A 24756-nucleotide genomic window follows, 5' to 3' on the forward strand; every position below is an offset into this window, starting at 1 on the left:
ATTAAAGAAAAAACCCAAACCTTTAAATGAGTTTGAGTCTTTGTCTTATTTACTCGTATATAAATCGTGGAGGACGGTCATTTCCTGTTCGAGAGATGAAAGTATTTCATTTCCATTCATCCGTTCAATTAAACCAATTTTTACAGCAAAATCAATTTCACGGGCTAGCCCAAACATTTGAGTGTCTAACACTTCCTCGTATAAAGGGCATTGTGGCATCGTCAAATGATCCATCTGTACTTTAATCAATTGCGCAATTTTATTAGCATCTGCTTGTAGCTGCTTAATTGCTTTTTCCTGATATGTTTCCTGCAAGTTTATATCCATGAGGACGCCCCCATCAAGCTATTATTTCTTCCATGGTATTCTTCATAAATTGTATCTTTCACACATGTAAATTGCAAGTTTTTCCTCTTAATTAAAAGGAAGTTACACGAAACCTTTTCTCCTCAGCTTGAAAGGGTTATACTAGAAGGAGTTGGCTATAATCTAGGAGGATGTACAATTGAAATCAGTCATTCATATCACAGGTAATGTTCAATATTCAATAACTCTAGACCCAGGAATTTGGATTTTTGACGATCGTCGAATCGATTTAGATTCTTTTTTCACTGATGGCTTTGTTGAAGTTGACGAGAACGAAGCATACATGAAATCGATGGGGAAACACTGGTCCCGTGAAATAATGGAAGGCGCTACTTTTCCCCCAACACTAGAAACTGAAAAGCAGTTTGAAGAATCTAAGGAACTAACTGGCACATTCGGCATTTATCTACATCATTTCTTAAAAAATGCAGTGCCAAATGATAATGCAAAGACCATCACATTCGAAACAGATAACGGCGAATCTCATACGTTTTCGTTGGATATTCTAGATACAATTATTTTAAAATATAGCATCGACGGAAAACCTATCCGTGAAAATGGACCGGTTCATATTCTCTTTAAGGATGGTTCAAATATAGACAATCCGATAAAGGGTGTAGTAGCTGTCAATGTTCAATAGGAGGAACAAAAATGCGAGTCAAATGTGTGATATGTGACGAGATCGGGAAACTTCCTGATGAAGCACCTCTATCAAAAAAACTGAGAAACCGTCCGATTCACACTTATATGTGCCCCACGTGCAGCGAACGAATAAAAACTAAAACGCTCGCCCGTGTTGCTACAGGTAATTTTGTTTTCAGACGCAGTTCCCAACCAATTGAAGATGATTTTTAATCCACATGGGTTGAACTAATAAATATGAACACATAACTCCCTTATTTAGCAGTAGTCTTTATATTTCGACACGCAAAAAATGAGACGGTCACATTGAATTTACACACTTCTTCAAAAAATCACACCAATATATAGAAAAAAAAGACTCTCATCGCTTAAGCGATGGAGTCTTTTTTATCGTCACCTTTATATTCAAACATCCGACGAACACGGTAGATAATCAAAATGAGTGCCGCCACAATCAATCCCTCGACAATCGGGAGGAAGAATGCAAGAAACGTTAAAATAAGGCAACCAAGAAATAAAAATGTGTATATTAGTATCGTTTGAACTAACTTTAATTTTCTCGCAAATCCAAGTTTAAAGACAAGTGCTGACATAAGAAATACTACAGCAAGAAGTATAAACCCTGCCATCTTATAATCCATTTCACCGGTACTTGTTGTAGTTGCAAAGGTCTCATAAATGAAGCGAGAAATTCCAGACATTCGATCAAATACAAACTGAGTATCTGCAACGCTATCGTTCATTTAAAACATTCCCTTCATTTACAAATTACTTGTCAGACTTTGACTTTTTCGTAACTCGTTCACGTTCACTTTTCCCAAGAATTTTCTTACGAAGACGAATTGATAATGGTGTAATTTCACAATACTCATCGTCATCAAGGTACTCAAGCGACTCTTCAAGTGTCATAATTCTTGGTTTTTTAATAACAACAGTCGTATCTTTATTAGCTGTACGAATGTTTGATTGTTGCTTCGCTCTCGTCAAGTTCACTGTTAAATCAGTGTCCCTGTTATGCTCCCCGACAATCATTCCTTCATAAATCTCTGTACCCGGTTCAACAAATATAGTTCCGCGTTCTTCCACATTTAAAATACTGTAAGGAGTAGCCGTACCATTCTCCATAGATACGAGAACACCTATAGCTCGTCCACTTGAACGACCAGATGATTTTGGCTGATAACTATCGAATGTATGGTTCAAAATACCATATCCTCTAGTCATTGTAAGGAATTCAGTAGTATATCCAATAAGGCCACGTGCAGGTACTTGGAATATCAATCGTACAGTTCCAGTTCCGTTATTAACCATATCGATCATTTCACCGTGACGTGATGCAAGTGATTCGATTACTGATCCCGTATGCTCTTCAGGTATTTCAATTTGTACACGTTCAATCGGTTCGCAAAGCTTTCCGTCGATTTCACGCTCAATAACTTCTGGTTTCGCAACTTGAAGTTCAAAGCCTTCACGACGCATATTTTCAACCAATATTGATAAGTGTAATTCTCCACGTCCAGAAACGATCCATGAGTCAGCACCACTTGATTCAACACGTAATGAAACGTCTGTTTGAAGTTGGGCATTTAGACGCTCTTCAATTTTACTAGAAGTAACCCACTTGCCTTCTCGTCCTGCGAAAGGACTGTTGTTGACAAGGAATCTCATTTGCAATGTTGGCTCATCAATATGAAGTGCCGGAAGTGCTTCTGGATGGTCAACTGGACAAATTGTGTCACTTACGTCGATTCCTTCAATTCCAGATATCGCAATAAGGTCTCCAGCAAACGCTTCTTTAATTTCAATTTGTTTCAGTCCTAGGAAACCAGACATTTTCGTTACACGGAAGTTTTTCATTTTCCCGTCACGTTTGATGACCGTTACTTGCTGGCCAAGTTTCATCGTTCCACGGAAGACACGTCCAATTCCGATACGACCAACATAGTCGCTATAATCAAGTAAAGATACTTGGAATTGAAGCGGCTCGTCGCTGTTATCGACTGGTGCTGGAATATGCTCAAGAATTGCATCATAAAGAACCTCAAGTGTTTCGTCTTGTGAAGCTGGATCAGAATCCAAGCTTGCTGTCCCGTTAAAACCAGAAGCATAAACGACTGGGAATTCAAGTTGCTCATCATTAGCATCAAGTTCGATAAACAGTTCAAGTACCTCATCAACGACTTCTTCCGGGCGTGCAAATTCGCGGTCAATTTTATTTACGACAACGATTGGTTTCAAATTCTCCTCGAGCGCTTTTTTAAGTACGAAACGAGTTTGTGGCATACATCCTTCGTATGCGTCGACAACGAGTATAACTCCGTCAACCATTTTCAAGATACGTTCAACTTCCCCACCAAAATCGGCGTGACCTGGCGTATCTAGAATGTTAATTTTAGTATCTTTATATTCAACCGCTGTGTTCTTCGCAAGAATTGTAATTCCGCGTTCGCGTTCAATAGCATCCGAATCCATTGCCCGATCATCTACTTGTTCGTTTGACCGGAAAATACCGGATTGTTTCAATAGTTGGTCGACAAGTGTCGTTTTACCATGGTCTACGTGTGCAATAATCGCTATGTTTCTTAAGTCTCTACGTTCTGTTGTCATGTTTTCACTCCATTAACTTTTTTCATACGAGTAACTGTGCTATTATAGCACAAGAAGCAATAATATAAAATCTTTTCAATTTAATTTTACGGAGGGTTTTCAGTGAAAGATATCAAATGGATTTTTGTTCTGTATTCAATTGGTGCCATTTTATCAATGTGTGCCATAGGTGTATCTGTTGGACTTAGAAGCATTCCGGGCGCATTTATCGCAATTATCGCCCTGATTCTTGTTATGGGATACGGCTTCAAAACAAAGAAAAAGATGCGCGAACAAGGCGTACTATAAATATTTTAGAAAGCTGTCAAATTGGACCGATTTACGGTCCTTTGGCAGCTTTTATTTTTTCAATCGAATATAATTACTTAAAATATCATTATGCAAACCAGGCCGCGCGACTATAAATGATTCTTGCCCAAGCAAATGTGGCGCATCCCCATTTAAATTTGTCACAACAGCACCCACTTCCTGTGCAATAACAAGCCCCCCGGCTATATCCCACGGGGACAAACGCATGGATATGTATGCATCGAGCCTTCCCGTGGCCACAAAAGCCTGCTCAATCGCCGCAGAGCCATATGAACGGGTTCCACGACACTCGAGAACGAGTCCAATCATTTTCTCATTATCAATAAAGCGGTTCGGTGCAACCCACCTTGCATTAATCCCCACAATCGCATCACTCAGAGGTACCACACCCAACTGCGGGAGCCGCTCATCATTTAAGTAAGCCCCCTCACCTTTTTTAGCATTATAAAAGTCGTCGCGTACCACATCATAGATATACCCTAGTATGCCTACGCCATCCAGATAAATACCAAGCGAAATCGCAAAGTTCATTTTTTGATGAACAAAATTCATCGTCCCATCAATCGGATCAAGATGCCATGTAACTCCAGCGAGCGTCTCAACCGTATCGCCAAAGCCCTCTTCACCAAGAATTTTGTGATCCGGAAAATCTGATTTAATTCGACTAATAAAAAACTGCTCAATTTCACGGTCGATATTTGTTACAAGGTCATTAGCGTTCGTTTTTGTATCAATATCTAAGCGATTAAAAAATGATACACGTATTTTATGACCCGCTTCCTTAATTAGTGATTTTGCATAACGATCAACCAATTCCCAGTTCAATAATAGTCACCCCTCTCCATTCAACTAACTATATCTTTAAGTATAACAAAAAAAGGCATCCGATACACATTTCCCAATTGGAATGTTGTATTCGAATACCTATTTGAACCAACTCAATGTCTTCAAGCGAATCCATTTAACGTTTCCAACTCCCGGTGAATCTCCCGTAATCTGTTTTTGCTTTTCACTACTTGCTTCTCGTCAGTTTGTTGGATTGCATCAAATAAGGCAGCCAATTCATAGTCAAGTTCAAGGTGAAGTACTTTCACATACTCTTTTTCAACATCAGCTTTTCGAATTACATGAACAACTTGCTTCATCGTGAACACCCCTTCCTTCAAATTCATTTTAATTATTCCGTCTATTATAACTACAATATGCGGCTCAAGTTAGTTATTCTAGTCTTAAGCCTTGTTTACTTTATTATCCCCAAATTTCTGTTACGATAAACGTTAAATCTACAAAGGAGGAACAAGGTTGACAAAATACTTTTGGATTCCCGATGATTTTGATGTTTTCACAATAGAGGGATTAGAAAATCGAATGAGCGCACTTCAAACTTTAGTCCAACCGAAATTTGAAGTTCTTGGGAGGCATTTTGCAGATCGTTTGTCGGCCCATGGAAGCGATGAATTCTTCCCGCACGTCGCAAAACATATACGCAGAACAGTAAATCCACCAACCGATAGCTGGGTTGCTATTGCCCCGGCAAAACGAGGATATAAAGCATTGCCACATTTCCAAGTCGGCTTATGGAATACACATCTTTTCATAATCATTGCTGTCATTTATGAAAATCCGGATAAAATAGCAATTTCCGAACGACTCGAGCGTAACGTGAGCATGCTCACATCACTTCCCGAATCTTATGTCGTGTCTGGTGATCATATGAAACCTGAGGCCGTGCATATCAGTGAAGCAGGAAACGATGGAATTGAGAAATTGCTTACTCGACTAAAATCTGTCAAAAAAGCCGAGTTACTTGTTGGACGCCATCTACTAAGCGAAGATGCCATCCGGATGTCAAATGAAGAATTTATTGCGTTTGCTGAAGAAACAATTGACTTATTATTACCCATCTACGACGTTATTATTGGTAAAAGTTAAAGGGATGCAACTTATCGCTGTTTCCCTTTAATCAATTGCCCATCCTCTCCTTCTTGTGCGGCCTTTACAATTTGATAACTACTATATCCACTAGCCTGCTCAAACTCCTTAAATAACGTCTTTTCTTCTGACTTTGAAGGTACGATGGTTTTAAATTCACGATATGCTCTTATTACTTCTGCCCGTTCTACCCCATCTTCATACCCCTTTTCTACAACATCATAAAAAGCAGTTACGCTAATGATTTCATTCGTTGTCCAATCTATCCTAAGCGGGTAACTATAATCCATTATATTTCATCCGTTCTCTTTTCGAAATTCCAACCGTTGCGTATTGCTTCTGCTTCCCTCACCATGCGTCTGAATAAGTCCTCAACAGATGGCACATCATGAATCAGACCAGCAACTTGCCCAGCCCAACCATATCCATTTTCTACTTGACCATCGTGGATAAATCTTTGATTAGCTTTGCCACTTATCAAATCTTTAAGGGCATCATAATCAGCATTTTCCGCTTCCATACTCACTATTTTTTCCGTCCACGGGCCTTTTAATGCTCGTGCCGGAGCCCCAAGCGTCCGTTTAATAACAGTCGTATCTACTTCACTACTTGCAAGTAGTGCATCTATGTATGCCTGAGACGCGTGTACGCACTCTTTCGTTGCGATAAATCTTGTACCCATTTCAACGCCCTCCGCCCCCAACGCATGGGCTGCCATCCAACCACGACCGTCTCCAATACCTCCCGATGCAATTACAGGTATCGAAACAGCATCCACCACTTGTGGGGTCAGCACCATCGTGCCGATATCATCACGACCCAGGTGGCCGCCGCCTTCTTGCCCAACGACCATTACCGCATCTGCACCTAACTCCTCTGCTTTCACGGCTTGGCGTTTAGCAGCGACCAGGACAAGCTTCTTAATGTCCGTATTTTTTAGTTGCTCAAAAAATGGGGTTGGATTTCCTCCCGTCACAGATACTACCTCGACACCCTCTTCAATTGCTACATCTACCATATGTGAAAACGGTCGACCATGTTGGCCAATAGCAAAGTTGACACCAAACGGCTTATCTGTCATTTCTTTCACTTTTTTTATTTCTTCACGCAGCGCTTCGGGTGAATCCAAACTCATAGCTGTGATCTGTCCCAATCCCCCTGCATTCGATACTGCTGCACAAAGATCAGCGTAAGCAAGATACGCAAGCCCTCCTTGCACTATGGGATACTTTACCCCAAGTAAGTCAGTCAAACGTGTTTTCCATTCCATAATCAATGCCCCCATTATGTATCGATTTTATAGTTCTTTGTTATTCCACACCCTTAATGAGCGCAGGATCCAGCATTTCATAGCCTTTCCCGCGTAATCCCACAACTATCTCTTCCAATGCATCCGCAGTCCATTCACGGTCATGCATTAAAAGATTGACACCGTCGCGTAATAACTCCGTATTTATCATAATATCTGCGATTGCATCTTTTTCCATATACTGCTTTTCCCAGTCATAGCCATAGGACCAGTTCATAAGAAGCATTCCATCCTCTTTTACTAAATCTCTACTAAAGTCAGTGTTTTGTCCAAACGGCGCTCTAAAAAATCGCGGACGCTCGCCGATGATTTCTTCAACCATATCACTAACTAAAATGATTTCTTCCCGTTGTTCATCTTCTGAAAGTTGTTGTAAATCTGCATGTGTCATTGTATGGTTCCCAATTTCAAATCCCATATCATGAATTTCTTTAATAATTTCTTTCTTTTCATAGGAATCAATAAAATGGCCATTGACAAAGAATATTGCGGGCGCATTTAATTCTTTTAATGTTTTCGCCATATCAAGCGAACGCTTATCTGGTGCATCGTCAATCGTTAGAAGGGCCACTTTTGAATTGGCATCACCAATCGGGGTAAATCCCCACGTAGCGTCTAATTCATATTCAGGTTCCACAATTTCAACTACTGGTTCTTCGACCTCTGCTACTTCTTCAATTTGTTCTTGCTCGCTATCAGTCGTTTCTGGCTCCAATACCTCTTTTTCAGTTTTCTCTGTTGCACTCCCACCTGAACAAGCAGATATTAACAGTGTAAGTGCCGCAATTATAAATAGTAGTTGTTTTTTCAAGTTAGTTACCATCCTCTCAATTGTACATTATATCATAGAGACCGTTCTGAATTAAACCGCGATTATTAGGTTGCAAACAATTGATAATTAACCGTAAATCCGGAGTTATATGTGCTAATTGATGCCATTCTATTATGTATCATAGTTATTTATCTAAGACTAAAGATATTGCGCTTAATTTTTCCTGTTAATTTACTAATATTCAAGAAAACATAATAAAATAATTAAGTAAAAAAATCGTCTGCAAGGTGTAATTAACACCCTGCAGACGATTATTTTTGTACTTATTACATCATATGAATTGGTCGACCTAATAACACTTCTGCTGCTTCAACAGTAATTTCACCTAGTGTTGGGTGAGCATGAATTGTCATTGCGATATCTTCAACAGTCATACCCGCTTCGATAGCAAGTCCAAGTTCAGCGATCATATCTGATGCGCTTTCCCCTACGATTTGCGCTCCAAGTAGTAGTCCATCTTCTTTACGTGCAACAAGTTTCACAAATCCTTCTGTTGCGTCAAGAGCGATTGCACGCCCGTTCGCAGCATATGGGAAACGTCCGCCTGTTACTTCATAACCTTCATCTTTTGCTTGCTTTTCATTCAAACCAACAGTTGCCATTTCTGGATCTGTGAAACAAACAGCGGGTATTGCCATGTAATCGACTTCTGATTTCATTCCTGAAATTGCTTCAGCTGCAATTTTCGCTTCATATGAAGCTTTATGTGCAAGCTGTAATCCAGGTACGATATCACCAATTGCATAGATTGATGGAATGCTAGTACGGCACTGCTTGTCAACTTCGACAAGGCCACGATCATCCATTTTAATACCTATCTCTTCAAGACCCATTTCATCCGTGTTCGGGCGACGACCAACTGTTACGAGTACATAATCAGCTTCAACTTTTTTCTCTTCTCCGCCGACTTCATATGTAACTGTAACGCCTGTTTCAGTCTCTTCCACGCCTTTTGCAGAAGCTTTTGTAACTATTGTAACGCCTTTTTTCTTCAAGCCACGTTTAACAATACCTGTCATTTGCTTTTCAAAGCCAGCAAGAATGTCATTAGCACCTTCAATAATTGTAACTTCAGATCCAAGGTTCGCATAAGACGAACCAAGTTCAGTTCCAATATAACCGCCGCCAACTACGACAAGTTTTTTCGGTACTTCTTTCAAGCTTAATGCGCCTGTCGAGTTAATCACTCGCTCTGTAAATTTGAAACTCGGGATTTCAATTGGACGCGAACCTGTCGCAACGATTGCAGTTTTAAACTTGTAGGTTTGAGCAGAGTCCTCAGTGATAACACGAACTGTGTTTCCGTCTACAAAGTAAGCTTCCCCTTGAACAGTTTCAACTTTATTTCCCTTAAGAAGTCCTTCAACGCCGCCTGTTAATCTACTAACTACGCCATCTTTAAACTCTTGTGATTTCGTGAAATCTAGTTTTACATCAGTTGCAGTAATACCCATCGCTTCAGAATCTTTCGCCTTCGCGAAACGCTGACCTACAGAGATTAGTGCTTTAGACGGGATACACCCTACGTTCAAGCATACGCCACCAATACTGCCTCTTTCGACAATTGTTACTTTTTGACCTAATTGAGCTGCACGAATTGCTGCAACATATCCTCCAGGTCCTGATCCAACAACGAGTGTTTCTACTTCAATCGGAAAGTCTCCTACTACCATTTGTTTACCCCTCCATTAATAATAATTCTGGATTACTAAGCATTTCCTTAATATGGTTCAATGCACGCTGTGCTGTAGCACCATCCATCATTCTATGGTCGAATACAAGTGATAAAGCAAGTACCGGAACTGCAACAATCTCACCGTTTTTCACGACCGGCTTTTCAGCGATACGACCAATTCCTAGAATAGCAACTTCCGGATGGTTAATAATCGGTGTAAACCATAGGCCGCCTGCAGAGCCAATGTTTGTAATCGAACATGAAGCTCCACTCATTTCAGCTAACGTTAATTTGCTGTCACGAGCTTTTACTGCTAGTTCATTAATCTCACTTGAAATAGCAAACATCGACTTACGATCAGCATTCTTCACAACAGGTACGACTAGGCCACGCTCTGTGTCCGCCGCAATACCGATATTGTAATAATGCTTTTGAATTACTTCCTCAGTAGCATCGTCAAATGAAGTGTTGAGCTCTGGGAATTTACGCAACGTACTTACAAGAGCCTTTACAACATAAGGCAAATACGTAAGTTTAATATCTTTTTCAGCTGCGATATGCTTGAACTTGTTACGATGTGTAACGAGTTCTGATACATCTACTTCATCTAGTAGTGTAACATGAGGAGCCGTATGTTTCGAATTAACCATTGCTTTGGCAATAAGTTTTCTCATACTCGGCATCTTAGAACGCGTTTCAGGGAAATCACCTTCAAGTGTTACCGGCTGCTCTTGAGCTGGTGCTGCGCTATTTGTTTCTTCAGAAGTTTCTATAGTTTCTGTAGTTTCTGTTGATGTTTGACCACCGCTCATAAATGATTCAACGTCTTCTTTCAAAACGCGACCATTTTTACCCGAGCCAGCTACTTGACGTATTTCAATATCATTATCGCGCGCAAATTTTCGAACAGATGGCATTGCGATAATCCGACGATTGGGATCTACGTCTGTTTCAGCAGCGGGTGCTGGTGTAGATGCTTCTTTTTCTTCTTTCGGCGCTTCTACTTCTTTAGCTGGCGCATTAACCTCTTGTTTTTCTTGTTCTGTTGGTTTTTCTGCTTCAACCTCAGTATCTTTTTCATGTAAATCCTCATAACCAGGTGCATCTATTTGAATTAGTTTATCTCCAACAATTGCAACTGTTCCTTCAGGTACCAATAGTTTTTCAACAGTACCTGTAACTGGTGATGGAATTTCTACAACTGACTTATCATTTTGAACTTCAAAAAGAATATCATCCTCATTAACTTTATCGCCTTCGGCAACAAGCCACTTCAGAATTTCTCCTTCATGAATTCCTTCTCCAATATCTGGTAAACGGAATACATACGACACATAATTCACCCTTCCTTTTTATAAATAACAATGTTTCAAAATGACATTCATTAAATCAGAATGTCAAAACTTTATTAGCTGCCTCAATGATGTCGGTAGCATTTGGTAACCAAGCATTTTCACCTTGTGCATATGGATAGATCGTATCTGGTGCAGTTACACGAAGTACCGGTGCTTCAAGACTCAAAATAGCACGTTCTGTAATTTCAGAAACAACATTCGCCGCAACTCCAGCTTGTTTCTGTGCTTCTTGTACAACGATTGCGCGATTTGTTTTTTCAACAGAAGCGATAATCGTTTCAATATCAAGTGGATGCACTGTGCGTAAATCGATTACTTCAACAGAATGCCCTTCTTTTTCTAGCTCTTCAGCAGCTTTCAAACTTTCTTGAACCATCGCACCATAAGCAATAATCGTAATGTCAGAACCTTCGCGCTTCACGTCTGCTTTACCTAGCGGAATTGTATACTCTTCTTCAGGAACCTCTTGTCTGAATGAGCGGTATAGTTTCATATGCTCAAGGAAGACGACCGGATTTTCATCACGGATTGCTGAAATAAGAAGTCCCTTTGCATCATATGGTGTTGACGGAATAACTACTGTCAATCCAGGTTGCGCTGCCATTAGTCCTTCAAGACTATCCGCATGCATTTCTGGTGTTGCTACGCCACCACCAAATGGTGCGCGTATTGTAACAGGACCATTGAAGCGTCCTCCACTACGGAACTGCATACGTGCAAGTTGTCCACTGATAGAGTCCATAACTTCATAAACAAAGCCGAAAAACTGTATTTCCATAACTGGACGGAATCCTGTTAGAGATAGACCGATTGCTAATCCACCAATACCAGATTCTCCTAGCGGCGTATCAAATACACGCTCTTCGCCAAATTCTTTTTGTAACCCTTCAGTGGCACGGAATACTCCTCCGTTGTTTCCAACATCTTCACCGAAGACCAGAACGTTTTCATCATTTTTCAACTCAGTACTTAGCGCTTGGTTTATCGCTTGAATCATCGTTAATTGTGCCATCGATTACTTCGACTCCTTCTCAGTGTAAATATCAAGCTGTTCCTTCAAGTTATATGGAAGCTCGCCTTTATACATAATATTGATGAAATCGCTCACTTTTTGTTTAGGAGCTGCGTCTGCTTCTTTAATCGCAACTTTAATGTCTTCTGTTGCGTCTTCGATCACTTTAGCTTCTTGCTCTTCGCTCCATATTCCTTTTGCTTCTAGGTACTTACGGAAGCGGATAAGTGGATCGCGTTTTTCCCATTCGCTGTCTGTTTCAGACGTACGGTAACGTGTCGGGTCATCCCCGGCCATCGTATGTGGACCGTAGCGGTAGCAGAAGGTCTCGATCAATGTCGGTCCATCGCCATTTACTGCGCGTTCACGTGCATCTTTTGTAGCTGCGTAGACTGCAAGTGGATCCATACCATCGACGAGAATACTTGGAATTCCTGCTGCAATTCCTTTTTGCGCAAATGTTTTACCAGCAGATTGCACACTACTTGGTGTAGAAATTGCAAACTGGTTGTTTTGAATAATAAATATTGCTGGAGCACGGTAAGCGCCCGCAAAGTTAATTCCTTCATAGAAATCACCTTGAGAAGTTCCACCGTCACCTGTATATGTCATTGCAACTGATTTTTGTTTGCGTTTTTGGAAACCAAGCGCAACTCCAGCCGCCTGGATATATTGTGCTCCGATAATAATTTGTGGTGGGAATACATTAACGCCTTCTGGAATAGCTCCACCCATATAGTGACCACGTGACCATAAAAACGCCATTGATAATGGAAGTCCGTGCCAAATCATTTGTGGAACATCACGATAGCCCGGTAGAATGAAATCTTCTTTTTCTAGCGCGAAATGAGATGCTATTTGTGAAGCCTCTTGTCCCGCAGTAGGTGCGTAGAAACCAAGACGGCCTTGTCGGTTTAGTGAAATTGATCGTTGGTCCAAAATACGCGTATAAACCATTCTCGTCATTAATTCGACAAGTTCCTCGTCGGACATTTTCGGGTCCATGCTTTCGTTGACGATTTCGCCTTCTTCATTTAATATTTGAACCATTTCAAACTTGTCTTCAATCTCGTGAAGCGTTTTAACTGGATCAAAGCTCTTATTAGTTTTTGCAGCCATTTTCGGCAACTCTCCTTCGTAACTGTATTATGAATCCGTAGTGTGTTTATTGGTACAATCTATTCACTTGTAAGTATACTTAATTGAAACCGTACGGTCAAACATTGTATTCGCAAGCCTATTATACCGATACAATAATCGGAATTCACACACAGCCCCCTTCTGTATTAGTACAATGAGGGAGCTGTGTTATAACAAAGTGTGTCGTTTAATGTCATCTTCGCCAATAATAAAAAGGACTAATAAGCTGCTTAAGCTACTAGTCCTTTCCCTAATTCTTTAATGTTACTCTTTTTCTAGGTCGTTAAAAATTTTTTCTTTAATATCATTCACCTTAACAGTCGACCCATTAAACGATTCGATTGATTCTTTAACTACATCATTTTGCTTGTTTACCTCACCAACTAATTCTTGTAACACCGTAATATCTACTTCCTCATCGGAAAGTTTTACATAAAGATCTTTTTGCATCTCACTTAATTTCTTATAATTTTCAATAAAAATCGAATGATTATCATATCGACTATTTATCGCTTTCTTTAATTCCTCAACTTCTTTTTTCGTATTGCCTTCCGCCTTCTCGATTACCTTGTCAAAAGATGCAACTGTTTCTTTCGCTTTTTTCATAGAAGCTTCTTCGTCCTTGATTTGTTCAAGTCGTTTTTCAAGGGACTCTTCAACTTCCCCTAGTTTTGTTTTCAACTCATCCTTTTGTTCCTGTGTTAAATTCATCATTTCGTTAAAGGTCGCTTGTTCTGATTTCTCAAGACTATTAAGCTCTTCTTGTAATCCACGGTAGTCCTTTTCAGCATTGCTCATATCCGATAAGGCATTTGAAAGCTCTTTTTCAGTAGAAGAACCGAAAGTGCACCCTGAAAGGAGTAATGTACCAACTATTGCTAACCCTGCTATGTATCTTCTCAAAATTATACCCCTCCAATTTACTTTGAATTATAGCTTGTTTTTGCAAAAAACTCAACCACGTGCTAAATTCCTTTCATGCTTATTCCCATTCCCTTATACTTTTGTATATAATAAAGACTGAAAGGATGTTATTAAGATGATTTTAATGGAAGACATTGTACGGGAAGGACACCCTGCCCTGCGCAAAAAGTCGGTAGAGGTTACATTCCCACTATCTACTGAAGACCGAACACTTTGCGATGATTTACTTAACTATCTTAAAAATAGTGCTGATCCCGAGATTTCAGAAAAATATAGCTTGCGTGCTGGCGTCGGAATAGCCGCACCGCAAATAAATGTAACTAAAAGAGTTTTCGCTTTGCATCTGCCTGAGCTAAAAGGTGAGACTTTAAGCTTTATCGCCATCAACCCTAAAATTGTTAGCCATTCTGTTGAAAAAACATACTTGGAATCTGGTGAGGGCTGTTTATCCGTAGACAGAAATATTGAAGGTTATGTTCCCCGCTACAAACGAATAACTATCACAGCCTTTGACGTTGAAGGTAATGAATTTAAATTGCGACTGAAGGGATTAGCTGCAATCGCCTTCCAACATGAACTCGACCATTTAAACGGTATCATGTTTTATGACCATATAGATAAAGCTGATCCTTATAAAGAGATTCCCGGTGCGGTCCCATTCATGCGCGATTAGAATAACCCCTTTACTTACTTTTACCGAGACTAATAAACAAACTCCTAACTTGACAGAAAGTTCTGAATGGACTATAATCAGTAGTAAGGAGTGATATAGCCATGTATAAACGCCTAAAACGAAAAGTGTTAAGACGGCTTAATGGCATACTCGGAAAAAAAACAATCGCATAACATTTAAGCCGACAGTAATAATTTGTCGGCTTTTCTTTATTTTACCCAAATGACATGCTATTATATAGAGAATGATTTCAATTGAACGTTAAAAGGAGAGCTAAAATGATGATTTACAAAGTCTATTACCAAGAAAATGTGCTAGAAGTGCCAGTCCGCGAAAATACCAAAAGCATGTATATCCAAGCCGACTCAGAAAAAAAGGTGCGCGAACTATTACAGGGTCGCAACTACAATGTCGAGTACATTCAACTACTTGAAGGAAAGCATCTTGAATTCGAGCAAGCTTTATCACACTTCGAGCTTGAGCAGGTTTAATTATGAATCCTATTAAAAATAATGAAACTGGCGTTTTCGCACTAGGCGGACTAGGCGAAATCGGGAAGAACACATATGGTGTACAGTTTCAAGACGAAATCATCTTAATTGATGCAGGCATTAAATTCCCAGATGACGAGCTACTCGGAATTGACTATGTTATACCCGACTACTCATATCTCGAACGCAATGCTGACAAGATTAAAGGCCTTTTCATTACACACGGCCACGAAGATCACATCGGTGGGATTCCATATTTACTTCGTAAAATAAACGTACCTGTTTATGGCGGGAAGCTTGCTTTAGGTCTACTTCGGAACAAACTTGAAGAACACGGTCTATTACGTTCTACGACGATGATTCCAATCGATGAAGACGATGTCATTAAATTCCGTAAAACTTCTGTATCGTTTTACCGTACTGCCCATAGTATTCCAGATGCATTTGGTGTGGTTGTCAAAACTCCATCCGGTAATATTGTTCATACGGGTGATTTCAAGTTCGATTTCACACCAGTTGGAGAACCGGCAAACTTAACCCAAATGGCAAAAATCGGTAGCGATGGTGTACTTTGTCTCTTATCCGACAGTACGAATGCCGAAATACCAGGATTTACAATGTCTGAACGTAAAGTTGGCGACAGCCTGAATGAGATATTCAGAAAAGTTGATGGTCGTATTATTTTCGCAACATTTGCTTCGAATATCCACAGACTGCAACAAGTAATCGTAGCCGCACAGGAATTCGGTCGTAAAATTGCCGTTTTCGGTCGGAGTATGGACAACGCAATCCGAATCGGTCGTGAACTTGGCTATATTGATGCACCAAAAGAGCTTTTTGTGGATACACACTCGTTAAATAAGCTACAAGCAAGCGAAGTCATGATTTTATGTACAGGTAGCCAAGGAGAACCAATGGCTGCACTTTCGCGTATCGCAAACGGTACACATCGCCAAGTACAAATTCATCCTGGGGATACAGTGATTTTCTCATCTTCTGCTATTCCTGGAAATACGCTTAGCATAAATAAAGTTATTAACTCATTGTTCCGTGCTGGCGCAGATGTTTTACATGGTTCACTTGATAATATCCATACTTCTGGCCATGGTTCTCAAGAGGAACAAAAGCTAATGCTCAGACTTATTAAACCAAAATACTTTATGCCCATACACGGCGAATATAGAATGATGAAAATGCATACAGAACTCGCAGTTGACTGTGATGTGCCTGTCGAAAACACGTTTGTCTTAGGTAACGGTGACATGCTCGCCCTAACCGCAGACAGTGCAAGACTTGCTGCACGTATACCATCCGGGGATGTTTACATTGACGGAAGTGGAATCGGTGATATCGGTAACGTTGTCTTACGCGATCGCAAAATGCTATCCGAAGATGGACTAGTTATCGTTGTTGCTACTATTGATAAAAAGAAAAACCGTGTCGTTTCTGGACCTGATATCATTTCACGTGGATTTGTCTACATGCGTGAATCAGGTGTCATGATTCATGATGCACAGCGTATGTTAACAAGACAATTGCAAACAAAAATTGCAAATTCTCCTGGTAATGTTGCGGCGCTGAAAACAGAAATCGTCGATGTATTAGGACCCTATTTATACGAAAAAACAGAACGAAAACCAATGGTATTACCTGTAATTTTAGAAGTATAATAACTATAAAAATCCCGTTGCATATAAAATGCAACGGGTTTTTTGTTTATATTTGTCGAACTAATATATTATCATTAGCGAAGTAGCTTTTTTTCAAAGAGATGAAGATCTACATCAGAGCCTATAATTATAAGAATATCTTCTTTTTGAATTTCCTCAATTGTTTGGGGGGATATGAGAATCTCATAGCCACGTTTAATGGCAACGATATTTATCCCGTACCTCGCCCTAATGTCTAAATCAATAATTGTCTTTCCTGCAATTTTATCAGTCGCCTTCATTTCAGCGATTGAATGTTCATCGGATAATTCGAGATAATCAAGTATATTATTAGATACCATGCTATTTGCAATTCTAATTGCCATATCACGTTCTGGATGAACGATAATATCAGCACCTATTTTCTTCAACACTTTTTCATGAAGGATGTTTTGTGCTTTCACTGTGATTTTTGGCACACCTATTTCTTTTAACATGAGCGTCGTTAAAATACTCGCTTGTATATCTTCACCGATCGCCACAATGACATGTTCAAAGTTTCTGATACCTAAAGATTCTAGGACTGATTCATCAGTTGTATCAGCAGTAACGGCCTGTGTTGCTATAGAAGCAAAATCCTCTACTTTATCTTGTGATATATCAATAGCCATTACGTGAGCATCCAGATTTATCAGCTCAGAAACGATACTTCCTCCAAAACGGCCAAGCCCTATGACAACAAATTCTTTCTTCATCTAAATCTTCCCCCTCGTTCGCTATGTGAATAGGAATAGTTTAACACACGCTCACCATTACCTAAAAGAAAAACCCAGTAACGTATGGTATACGTTACTGGGCTCGGCTTGATATAAAGTAAATATTATTCTTGTTCCGCTTATTTTATTTCATCAAGTACGCGTTTCACACGTTTTTCTAACATTTGCATCCCGCTACCACCTGCTTGGAAATGTCGCAACTGCCCACCTTTATCAAATACATAATAAGCTGGCACATGCTCGTTGCCAAAAGCATTAGTCAACTTCATTTCATTGTCTACAAAAATCGGCTGTTTAATGTCATGCTCAATTGCTGTTGATTTAATAAAATCAATATCTAAATCAGCTTCAGAACGTGGAATATGAACAGCAACTACGCTCAAGTGTTCCTTAAAGCGATCTCGAAAATCATTTACAGTCGGCATTGACTCTTTACACATATAGCAGCTTACTGACCAAAAGTGGATTAGTGTCGGTTTTTCACCAATCAACTCTGCTTTTGTTTTTTCACCGTTTAACCAAGCTGTTTCGCCTACTAGTTCCGGCATTAACTCACGTAACTTCAATGTTTATCCTCCTTTATTTAAAAAATCCCCACAGCGGTTATTTCGCGTGGAGATTTAGCTAAATAAAAATTAGAGCATCCATTGTAAAGGCTGGAGTCTGTTCACCTAACATATGTGTATTCACATTAAAAATTCCTTCATAAATTCTGTCATGACATTTAAGTCCTGCTCAAGTCTTATTAAGAGAATCAAAGCAATAAGCCAAATTCAAACAACGCGCATTGAAGATTAGAGTCTTCTATTAAAAGATGTTTAATTTATGACAGTGCCAGGTAATTATAATATTCAGTTACAGCTCGAAGGTTTTTCAGGTCTAGCTTCACAAAATTCACAATTTGGATCTTCACATGGAACGTCTCGCCATTCATCACAATCTTTACAGTAGATTGAATCGAATTCATCATTATAAGAAAGAATTTCCAAACACTCGGGACAATGATTAGGTAATTCAACCCAATCAATAATCTTTCTATTTTTCGCAAGAAATATACCTTCAAAAGGCTCCTTCTCTACTGCCGTTTGTAGCACATCATCCCAGCTAAGTCCGAGATCCTCCATCGTCCATTTCCGCTCATCAGGGTCCAAATAAATAACCATTTTCTTACCCAATCAACTTCACCCCTTTATTCGCTATATTGTACCACGAAACGCTAAGATTTCAATTACAAGAGTCACTGCTTTTTAAATGACTTTTCCAACTCTATTGAATTACCAAATCACGCACCTCATATTTCAAGTGGGTGCCAACCTTCAAGTAAAATTTATTCCTGATGATATTAACAACTCAAATAACTCTTCTTACTATCACCTGTGAATTATATAAATATGACAACTTTACCGTTCCAAGAAGGTGTATTCGAATTAGACGTATGGTAAAGTAATTTAGTAGCACGAAATAGTTTGGGAAGTTGGGATGCTTTGTCTTTGAAATCGAATAACTTTGCTCTTTATATACTTATGTTTAACATGTTCATTGCTATGTCTGGTATCGGCCTAATTATTCCAATTATGCCAGAATATCTTGGCACGTTTGGCGTTGCCGGTCAAGTCCTCGGATTTCTCGTTGCGATATTCTCCCTTGCACAGTTTATTTTCGCACCAATTGCGGGCGATTTATCTGATAAGCATGGGCCAAAAAATCTAATTATTGTCGGATTAATTATCTTCGGGTTATCTCAATTAGTATTTGGTTTATCCGATGAATTATGGATGTTATTTGTTGCAAGATTCTTCACTGGATTAGGTGCTGCTTTTCTTGTCCCGCCCATGATGGCATTTGTGGCAAATATTACGACATTTGAAGAGCGTGGTAGAGGAATGGGACTTCTTGGTGCTTCTATGTCCCTTGGTTTCATGATTGGACCTGCAATTGGCGGTTTCCTTTCGAAAATCAGCTTGGAGTTCCCTTTCTACTTTGCAACCGCCGCCGCATTATTAGCAGCTGTCATTTCATTTTTCGCCTTGCCTAATCCGCCACCGCGGGCTCAATCAGAAACACAAAAGAAGAAAAAGCGCGAAAACCTGTTCCAGCAATTGAAACGATCAGCATCAACACCATATTTTGTTATGTTCATCGTTATGTTTGTCTTTTCCTTTGGACTCGCTAATTTTCAATCAACGATTTCACTTTACGTTGATCAAAAATATGGGTACACACCCTCACAAATTGCAGTGATCATTACTATTGGTGGCTTTGTCGGCGTCATCGCTCAAACTTTCTTTATCAATCCATTGTTTAAACGCTTTGGCGAGATGCGCGTCATCCTAGTAAATCTTATCTTTGCGGCATTTGGAATGATTGGCATATTATTTGTTGATTCGTTCTCAATGATTCTCTTTGTTTCAATGATATTCTTTACCGCAACGTCCCTTCTTCGTCCGGCAGTTAATACGCTTGTTTCTAAACTTGCGGGGGATGAACAAGGTTTTGCGGCCGGAATGATAACAGCCTATATGAGCCTAGGGAACATGATTGGTCCAGCACTTGCTGGTATTATGTTCGATATTAACATTACTTATCCTTATATTATGGGTACATTCCTTCTGCTTGTTTGTTTTGTCATCGCCTTTTACTGGTCGAAGCGAAGTACAGAATTACTTAGCGAGTTAGAATAAGTTATGGATGGTTAATAAATAATAGTCTAGTATTTACAGACGCTAAAAAGCCGTTACACCGAAGTTCAATCCGGTGTAACGGCTTTTTTATAGCTAGTATCTTTACTCCTTTTTCCTACTTTAGTGAAAGCTTATTATTTGTTCTTATGATTTTCGCATGTTTTTGGACCATTTCCGTAAATACGCCCACTTGTTTTAATTCGAATGACGATTCATAGCCAATAAGCCAAGTATCCCGTGTTAACTCAAATTCCTCTTCGCTATTTAATAAAGGAATTTTATTTACATCCTCATCTCCAGTTAAGGTAATTGCCGGCAATATAGCATAGCCAATTCCGTTAAGTGCAAGTTGCTTACACGTTTCAATTTGGTCTACGGTTATTTGCCTGCCCGGTTTTCGGGAAAAATGTCGATGCCACCAATGCTGTATTTCACGGTGATAGTTCGAATCACTTTTGAATTGTATAAATGGACGGCTCGTTTCTTTTAATTGATCAATTGATGTAATTTCACGGTCTACTAAATACAATTGATCACGGAATAAATGCACTTTCCGCCCTTTCCAATCTGTTTGACCACGAACAATTCCTACATGCGCTTCCCGCTCATTAAGAGCCTTTACAATTTCGGAACTATATCCTGTCATAAGTGAAATTTGTGCATCAGGGTAACGCTCAATGTATTCTTTCAATACTTGTGGAAGCCATGTTTGCCCCACAATTGATGCACATGCAACTTTCAACGTCCCATGTACTTTATCAATCATTGAAGCAATCATTTCAAATGTTTCTTCGCGTTTGACAAGTACTTCTTTTGCATAATCAACGATAATTTCGCCTTCTGGGGTTAGTTCCAATCCTTTTTGAGATCGTATAAATAACTGCGTTTCCCATTCCTTTTCAATCGATTGAAGTCTTTGCGAAAGTGCCGGTTGTGATAAAAATAAACGATCTGCAGCTTTACGCATATTTCCTTCTTCGGCAAGCGCTTTTATTATTTCCAATTCAATCATCGACATCTAATAGCCCCTTTCCCCGAGGTATCCGTAAAATAAGCAATACACTAATGATTGCAAGTGCCCCTACGCTTATGTGAACCCATTGCAGTGAAATATTTAACGCATCTTGAAGCAGCCGAATCTCTCCACCTGAAATTGATTGCCGGGTTTCCTCTGTAAGCAGTAAATTTATATCATTTAATTCGAAATCGGACCCTTTGTTTTTAAAATGCCCCATCAGTTTGGTATTTAGTATCGCTCCGAAAAATGCAGCCCCTACCGTATTCCCAAAATTACGCATGAACATATTTGCCGCAGTGGCAGCACCACGAACTTTCCTTGGCACGGACCCTTGTATCGTAACGGTAAATGAAGTCCCCGTCAGCCCCATTCCGACGCCAACGAAGAAGCTTGCCATTGCCGCCCACCACGGTCCTGAAGTTGCATTCATCAAAATAAATAAGACGGACCCGATAACGAGTGAAATGCCTCCGATAAATGACACAACAAATGGCCCATGCCTGAGTAATAAATGCCCCGCAGCCGATGATGCAATCGGCCAGCCTATCGACATGGCCGTTAGCGTAAAGCCTGCGACGATTGCAGGTTGCTCCATAACCCCAGTTACATAGGTAGGTAAATATGTAGTGACTCCTATTAATATAATCCCAGTTGTAAACGATACTAGATTTGCATAGAATATAACTGGGTTTTTCCAAATCGAAAACGGCATCATTGGATCTTTTGCAGTCCGCTCAACGAGAAAGAATAATAGCAGTAATCCTATACCAAAAAGTAATAACACAATACTATAAAATGATAATCGAGCGAATGATTGGCCACCTTCTACAAGCCAAAATAAAATTGCTGACAAGGATAACGTTAAGAGTACCGCACCTTTATAATCAATTGAAATTTTTTTCTCTCGCTCCGGCTCATGAAGGAACAATCCAATTCCAATCATCGCAAGGAGGCCTAAAGGGACATTTATCCAAAATATATATTCCCACCTAAAATAATGGACAATTCCACCGCCAACTAAAGGACCGAGAACAGCGGAAATCCCCCAAACGCTTGCCAAATAACCTTGAATTTTTGCCCGCTCTTCCGTTGAGTAAATATCTCCAATAATCGTTGTCGCTATTGGCATCACCGCACCCGCACCAAGACCTTGAATAAGTCTAAATAAGATTAATTGCTCCATTGATACAGCGAATCCACATAAAATCGAACCGACTAAAAATATAAACATACCGATAAAAAGAATCGGCTTTCTGCCAAATAAATCGGCCAATTTCCCATAAATAAGAACAGTAACGGTACTCATAAGTAGGTAAGCAGAAAATATCCAACTGTATCTCGAGAAACCACCGAGATCAGATACGATTACAGGCATTGCAGTTGTCACAATTGTCGCTTCTATCGCGCTTACAAACATTGCGAGCATGACCGCTATTAGAACTAATGGGCGATTGGTAATTCTCGAAGTCTTCATTCCTTCACCTTCCAAACAGAAAAAGACCCCGTCAAGGAGCCTTTCTTAATTGACATACTTAGCATGCCCTTTATATCCGGCGCACTTAAACTGCGTTTAATGGATATTATATATATATTTTTTAAACTCTTTTAAAATCACTCTTCTTGTTAATATACCTGCAAATGTTCCGTCTTCTTCAACAACACAAACAAATGGATTGTCGATAACCATATCGAGTCCTTTTTGAATTCGGTCTCCCGTTCGGATTGTTGCAATGTCTACTCTCATTATTTCATCTACTTTTAAATCAGGTAATCTTTCATATTCAATATGGGCTAACCCTAAGATAGAATCGGTAACAGTTCGTATACTAAGCAGACCTTTTAGTCGATCTTGCGCATCTAGTACTGGAACTGCCGAATAACCTGTTTTTGTTAAAACAAGCAGCGCATGTTCCGCATTATTGCCAATCTGTACGTGCACAACCTTTTCAGCAGGTATAATATAATCGGCGATTGGTCTAAATAAAAACTCTTTATTTTCAACTGTAATCATAAAATCGGCTCCTTACACCTATTTGCTAAGCAGATAAATACTTCTTATCTATCATATCACAAGTAGCTAAGGCAAACCTCCCGAAAAGTGCTATCTATTCCTAATCTCTCTGCTGAACAAGAATCAGAAAAACCCCTTTCAATAGAAAGAGGTTGCATAATAAGTTATGACAATTCCCATGAATGTAACCGCAATTAAAATAATCCATAGAATCGGATTTAACGTAAATGGATGTTCTACAATCGTACTACTTATTTCAGAGCGAGCTTCTTCTTCTGGAACTCCACCTGACGATTTTCTAACCGCAAATATGCAAATCAAGCAAATCACTACAACCACAACAGTTAGCGGACCTTTCCATATGTCCATAGCCAATCCCTCCTACTCAATCAAAGGATGGCTAATGTGATTGTTTTTATGCATTAAAAAGGAAATTTGTTCAGCCACTGACCTCCGTCAAGCGTAACTATTTCACCATTCATATACGATGCTTTATCAGACATAATAAATGCTGCTAATTCCGCAATCTCTTCAGGCTGTCCAAGTCTACCTAGCGGGATTGACGCCATCGTGCGTTTTGCCTGCTCGTCGGATTGCCAAAGCCTCTCTGCGCCACCTGTGCGATCGATTGGTCCTGGAGCTATACCATTTACCCTTATTCCATATTGCGTACCCCATTCAACCGCCAGTGTCCTCGTTAGCGACATTACACCCGCTTTGGCTGCTGCCGAATGGATAATTCCCGCTCCCGCATCCCATGCATAGGTTGCAAGCATATTTAAAATTGTTCCTTTTTGTTTTTTCTCGATCCAATATTTCCCGACCGCACTAGAACAATAAAACGTACCATTTAACACAATATCGATTACTGACTTCCAACCGTTTGGTGATAATTCTTCCGCGCGTACGATAAAGTTTCCCGCTGCGTTGTTCACAAGTCCATCAATGCGCCCGAACTTTTCATCCGCAAAGTCGACCATTGCCTGTACAGATTCAACATTTCGAACATCCATCTGAAATATGTGTGCGTTTTCCCCGATTTCCTCTTTAGCTGCGTTTAAACGATCCAAATCCCTACCTGTGATTACAACATTAGCACCTTCTTGCGCAAACTTTTTCGCCATATACTTACCCATTCCATTCGATCCGCCTGTAACAATCATCACTTTTCCCTCATACATTTTATTTCCCCCTTTTTGGAATGAATGAATACCCACTCATTATAGTACCATAAAATTAATACAATGACGATAAAGAAATATCTTTGAGCAAGAAGCAGATGCTCGTATTATAAGAAATTCTTTGAGTATATGCTTTCAGACGTTACTAATTTATTTCCTCTTTGGCGAGTATC

General features: G+C 39.7%; 29 protein-coding genes. 8 read left to right on the forward strand and 21 right to left on the reverse strand.

The window, feature by feature from the left end:
• Positions 1-45: 45 nt before the first annotated feature.
• A complete protein-coding gene (locus tag KSU66_RS01440; RefSeq protein ID WP_269049621.1) occupies positions 46-327 on the reverse strand; it encodes a YlaN family protein in 282 nt (93 codons plus the stop codon).
• A 178-nt stretch (positions 328-505) separates the two neighbouring features.
• On the opposite strand from KSU66_RS01440, the gene KSU66_RS01445 reads away from it, so the two are divergent.
• A complete protein-coding gene (locus tag KSU66_RS01445) occupies positions 506-1006 on the forward strand; it encodes a peptidyl-prolyl cis-trans isomerase (protein ID WP_269049622.1) in 501 nt (166 codons plus the stop codon).
• An 11-nt stretch (positions 1007-1017) separates the two neighbouring features.
• Complete coding sequence (locus tag KSU66_RS01450; protein ID WP_269049623.1) at positions 1018-1221, forward strand: YlaI family protein; 204 nt, start codon at positions 1018-1020, stop codon at positions 1219-1221.
• 155 nt (positions 1222-1376) lie between these two features.
• On the opposite strand, the gene KSU66_RS01455 is transcribed toward KSU66_RS01450, so the two are convergent.
• On the reverse strand, positions 1377-1751 hold the full coding sequence (locus tag KSU66_RS01455; protein WP_269049624.1) for a YlaH-like family protein: 375 nt from the start codon (positions 1749-1751) through the stop codon (positions 1377-1379).
• A gap of 25 nt (positions 1752-1776) precedes the next feature.
• Positions 1777-3615, reverse strand: coding sequence for a translational GTPase TypA (gene typA, locus KSU66_RS01460; protein ID WP_269049625.1), 1839 nt, complete (start codon positions 3613-3615; stop codon positions 1777-1779).
• Between the two features lie 102 nt (positions 3616-3717).
• On the opposite strand from typA, the gene KSU66_RS01465 reads away from it, so the two are divergent.
• On the forward strand, positions 3718-3903 hold the full coding sequence (locus KSU66_RS01465) for a YlaF family protein (RefSeq protein ID WP_269049626.1): 186 nt from the start codon (positions 3718-3720) through the stop codon (positions 3901-3903).
• A 51-nt stretch (positions 3904-3954) separates the two neighbouring features.
• Here KSU66_RS01465 and KSU66_RS01470 read toward each other — a convergent pair whose 3' ends face one another.
• Positions 3955-4749, reverse strand: a complete 795-nt coding sequence (locus KSU66_RS01470; protein ID WP_269049627.1) for an inositol monophosphatase family protein — start codon at positions 4747-4749, stop codon at positions 3955-3957.
• A gap of 122 nt (positions 4750-4871) precedes the next feature.
• Positions 4872-5069 carry a hypothetical protein gene (locus tag KSU66_RS01475; protein WP_269049628.1) on the reverse strand — a complete coding sequence of 66 codons (198 nt, stop codon included), beginning with the start codon at positions 5067-5069 and terminating at the stop codon, positions 4872-4874.
• Between the two features lie 157 nt (positions 5070-5226).
• Between KSU66_RS01475 and KSU66_RS01480 the strand changes: the two genes are divergently transcribed.
• Positions 5227-5856 carry a YktB family protein gene (locus KSU66_RS01480; RefSeq protein WP_269049629.1) on the forward strand — a complete coding sequence of 210 codons (630 nt, stop codon included), beginning with the start codon at positions 5227-5229 and terminating at the stop codon, positions 5854-5856.
• A gap of 11 nt (positions 5857-5867) precedes the next feature.
• Here KSU66_RS01480 and KSU66_RS01485 read toward each other — a convergent pair whose 3' ends face one another.
• The 8 genes from KSU66_RS01485 to KSU66_RS01520 form a co-directional block, all read right to left on the reverse strand.
• Positions 5868-6146 carry a UPF0223 family protein gene (locus KSU66_RS01485; protein ID WP_269049630.1) on the reverse strand — a complete coding sequence of 93 codons (279 nt, stop codon included), beginning with the start codon at positions 6144-6146 and terminating at the stop codon, positions 5868-5870.
• Positions 6146-7126: an NAD(P)H-dependent flavin oxidoreductase gene (locus KSU66_RS01490; protein WP_269049631.1), complete on the reverse strand. Its 981-nt coding sequence runs from the start codon at positions 7124-7126 to the stop codon at positions 6146-6148. The genes KSU66_RS01485 and KSU66_RS01490 overlap by 1 nt, the downstream gene beginning before the upstream one ends.
• A 40-nt stretch (positions 7127-7166) precedes the next feature.
• Positions 7167-7976: a polysaccharide deacetylase family protein gene (locus KSU66_RS01495; RefSeq protein WP_269049632.1), complete on the reverse strand. Its 810-nt coding sequence runs from the start codon at positions 7974-7976 to the stop codon at positions 7167-7169.
• 287 nt (positions 7977-8263) lie between these two features.
• Positions 8264-9670 carry a dihydrolipoyl dehydrogenase gene (gene lpdA, locus KSU66_RS01500; RefSeq protein WP_269049633.1) on the reverse strand — a complete coding sequence of 469 codons (1407 nt, stop codon included), beginning with the start codon at positions 9668-9670 and terminating at the stop codon, positions 8264-8266.
• Positions 9671-9674: 4 nt separating this feature from the next.
• Entirely contained in the window at positions 9675-11006 is a 1332-nt protein-coding gene (locus KSU66_RS01505; protein ID WP_269049634.1) for a dihydrolipoamide acetyltransferase family protein, read from the reverse strand.
• Between the two features lie 55 nt (positions 11007-11061).
• On the reverse strand, positions 11062-12039 hold the full coding sequence (locus KSU66_RS01510) for an alpha-ketoacid dehydrogenase subunit beta (RefSeq protein WP_269049635.1): 978 nt from the start codon (positions 12037-12039) through the stop codon (positions 11062-11064).
• A gap of 3 nt (positions 12040-12042) precedes the next feature.
• A complete protein-coding gene (pdhA, locus tag KSU66_RS01515; RefSeq protein WP_269049636.1) occupies positions 12043-13158 on the reverse strand; it encodes a pyruvate dehydrogenase (acetyl-transferring) E1 component subunit alpha in 1116 nt (371 codons plus the stop codon).
• 285 nt (positions 13159-13443) lie between these two features.
• A complete protein-coding gene (locus tag KSU66_RS01520; RefSeq protein ID WP_269049637.1) occupies positions 13444-14082 on the reverse strand; it encodes a YkyA family protein in 639 nt (212 codons plus the stop codon).
• Between the two features lie 136 nt (positions 14083-14218).
• Between KSU66_RS01520 and def the strand changes: the two genes are divergently transcribed.
• The 3 genes from def (at position 14219) to rnjA (ending at position 16937) form a co-directional block, all read left to right on the forward strand.
• Positions 14219-14776 (forward strand): peptide deformylase, encoded by a 558-nt coding sequence (gene def, locus KSU66_RS01525; RefSeq protein ID WP_269049638.1) that lies wholly within the window; start codon positions 14219-14221, stop codon positions 14774-14776.
• A 281-nt stretch (positions 14777-15057) separates the two neighbouring features.
• Entirely contained in the window at positions 15058-15267 is a 210-nt protein-coding gene (locus KSU66_RS01530; RefSeq protein WP_269049766.1) for a DNA-dependent RNA polymerase subunit epsilon, read from the forward strand.
• A gap of 2 nt (positions 15268-15269) precedes the next feature.
• Positions 15270-16937, forward strand: coding sequence for a ribonuclease J1 (rnjA, locus tag KSU66_RS01535; protein WP_269049639.1), 1668 nt, complete (start codon positions 15270-15272; stop codon positions 16935-16937).
• Between the two features lie 74 nt (positions 16938-17011).
• Here rnjA and KSU66_RS01540 read toward each other — a convergent pair whose 3' ends face one another.
• From KSU66_RS01540 to KSU66_RS01550, 3 genes are all read right to left on the reverse strand, one after another.
• Positions 17012-17671 carry a potassium channel family protein gene (locus tag KSU66_RS01540; protein WP_269049640.1) on the reverse strand — a complete coding sequence of 220 codons (660 nt, stop codon included), beginning with the start codon at positions 17669-17671 and terminating at the stop codon, positions 17012-17014.
• Between the two features lie 140 nt (positions 17672-17811).
• Positions 17812-18258 (reverse strand): TlpA family protein disulfide reductase, encoded by a 447-nt coding sequence (locus KSU66_RS01545; RefSeq protein ID WP_269049641.1) that lies wholly within the window; start codon positions 18256-18258, stop codon positions 17812-17814.
• A gap of 285 nt (positions 18259-18543) precedes the next feature.
• A complete protein-coding gene (locus KSU66_RS01550) occupies positions 18544-18867 on the reverse strand; it encodes a hypothetical protein (RefSeq protein ID WP_269049642.1) in 324 nt (107 codons plus the stop codon).
• Between the two features lie 309 nt (positions 18868-19176).
• On the opposite strand from KSU66_RS01550, the gene KSU66_RS01555 reads away from it, so the two are divergent.
• On the forward strand, positions 19177-20373 hold the full coding sequence (locus KSU66_RS01555) for an MFS transporter (RefSeq protein ID WP_269049767.1): 1197 nt from the start codon (positions 19177-19179) through the stop codon (positions 20371-20373).
• Between the two features lie 115 nt (positions 20374-20488).
• Here the strand turns inward: KSU66_RS01555 and KSU66_RS01560 are convergent, their stop codons facing one another.
• The 5 genes from KSU66_RS01560 to fadH all read right to left on the reverse strand — a co-directional run bounded on the left by KSU66_RS01560 (position 20489) and on the right by fadH (position 24583).
• Complete coding sequence (locus KSU66_RS01560) at positions 20489-21391, reverse strand: LysR family transcriptional regulator (RefSeq protein WP_269049643.1); 903 nt, start codon at positions 21389-21391, stop codon at positions 20489-20491.
• A complete protein-coding gene (locus KSU66_RS01565; RefSeq protein ID WP_269049644.1) occupies positions 21378-22865 on the reverse strand; it encodes an MDR family MFS transporter in 1488 nt (495 codons plus the stop codon). Before KSU66_RS01565 ends, KSU66_RS01560 begins: the two co-directional genes overlap by 14 nt.
• A 96-nt stretch (positions 22866-22961) precedes the next feature.
• A complete protein-coding gene (gene cbpB / locus KSU66_RS01570) occupies positions 22962-23402 on the reverse strand; it encodes a cyclic-di-AMP-binding protein CbpB (protein WP_269049645.1) in 441 nt (146 codons plus the stop codon).
• 138 nt (positions 23403-23540) lie between these two features.
• On the reverse strand, positions 23541-23771 hold the full coding sequence (locus KSU66_RS01575) for a hypothetical protein (protein WP_269049646.1): 231 nt from the start codon (positions 23769-23771) through the stop codon (positions 23541-23543).
• Between the two features lie 53 nt (positions 23772-23824).
• Entirely contained in the window at positions 23825-24583 is a 759-nt protein-coding gene (gene fadH, locus KSU66_RS01580) for a 2,4-dienoyl-CoA reductase (RefSeq protein ID WP_269049647.1), read from the reverse strand.
• Between the last annotated feature and the right edge of the window lie 173 nt (positions 24584-24756).

Source organism: Sporosarcina sp. G11-34, from assembly GCF_026931025.1.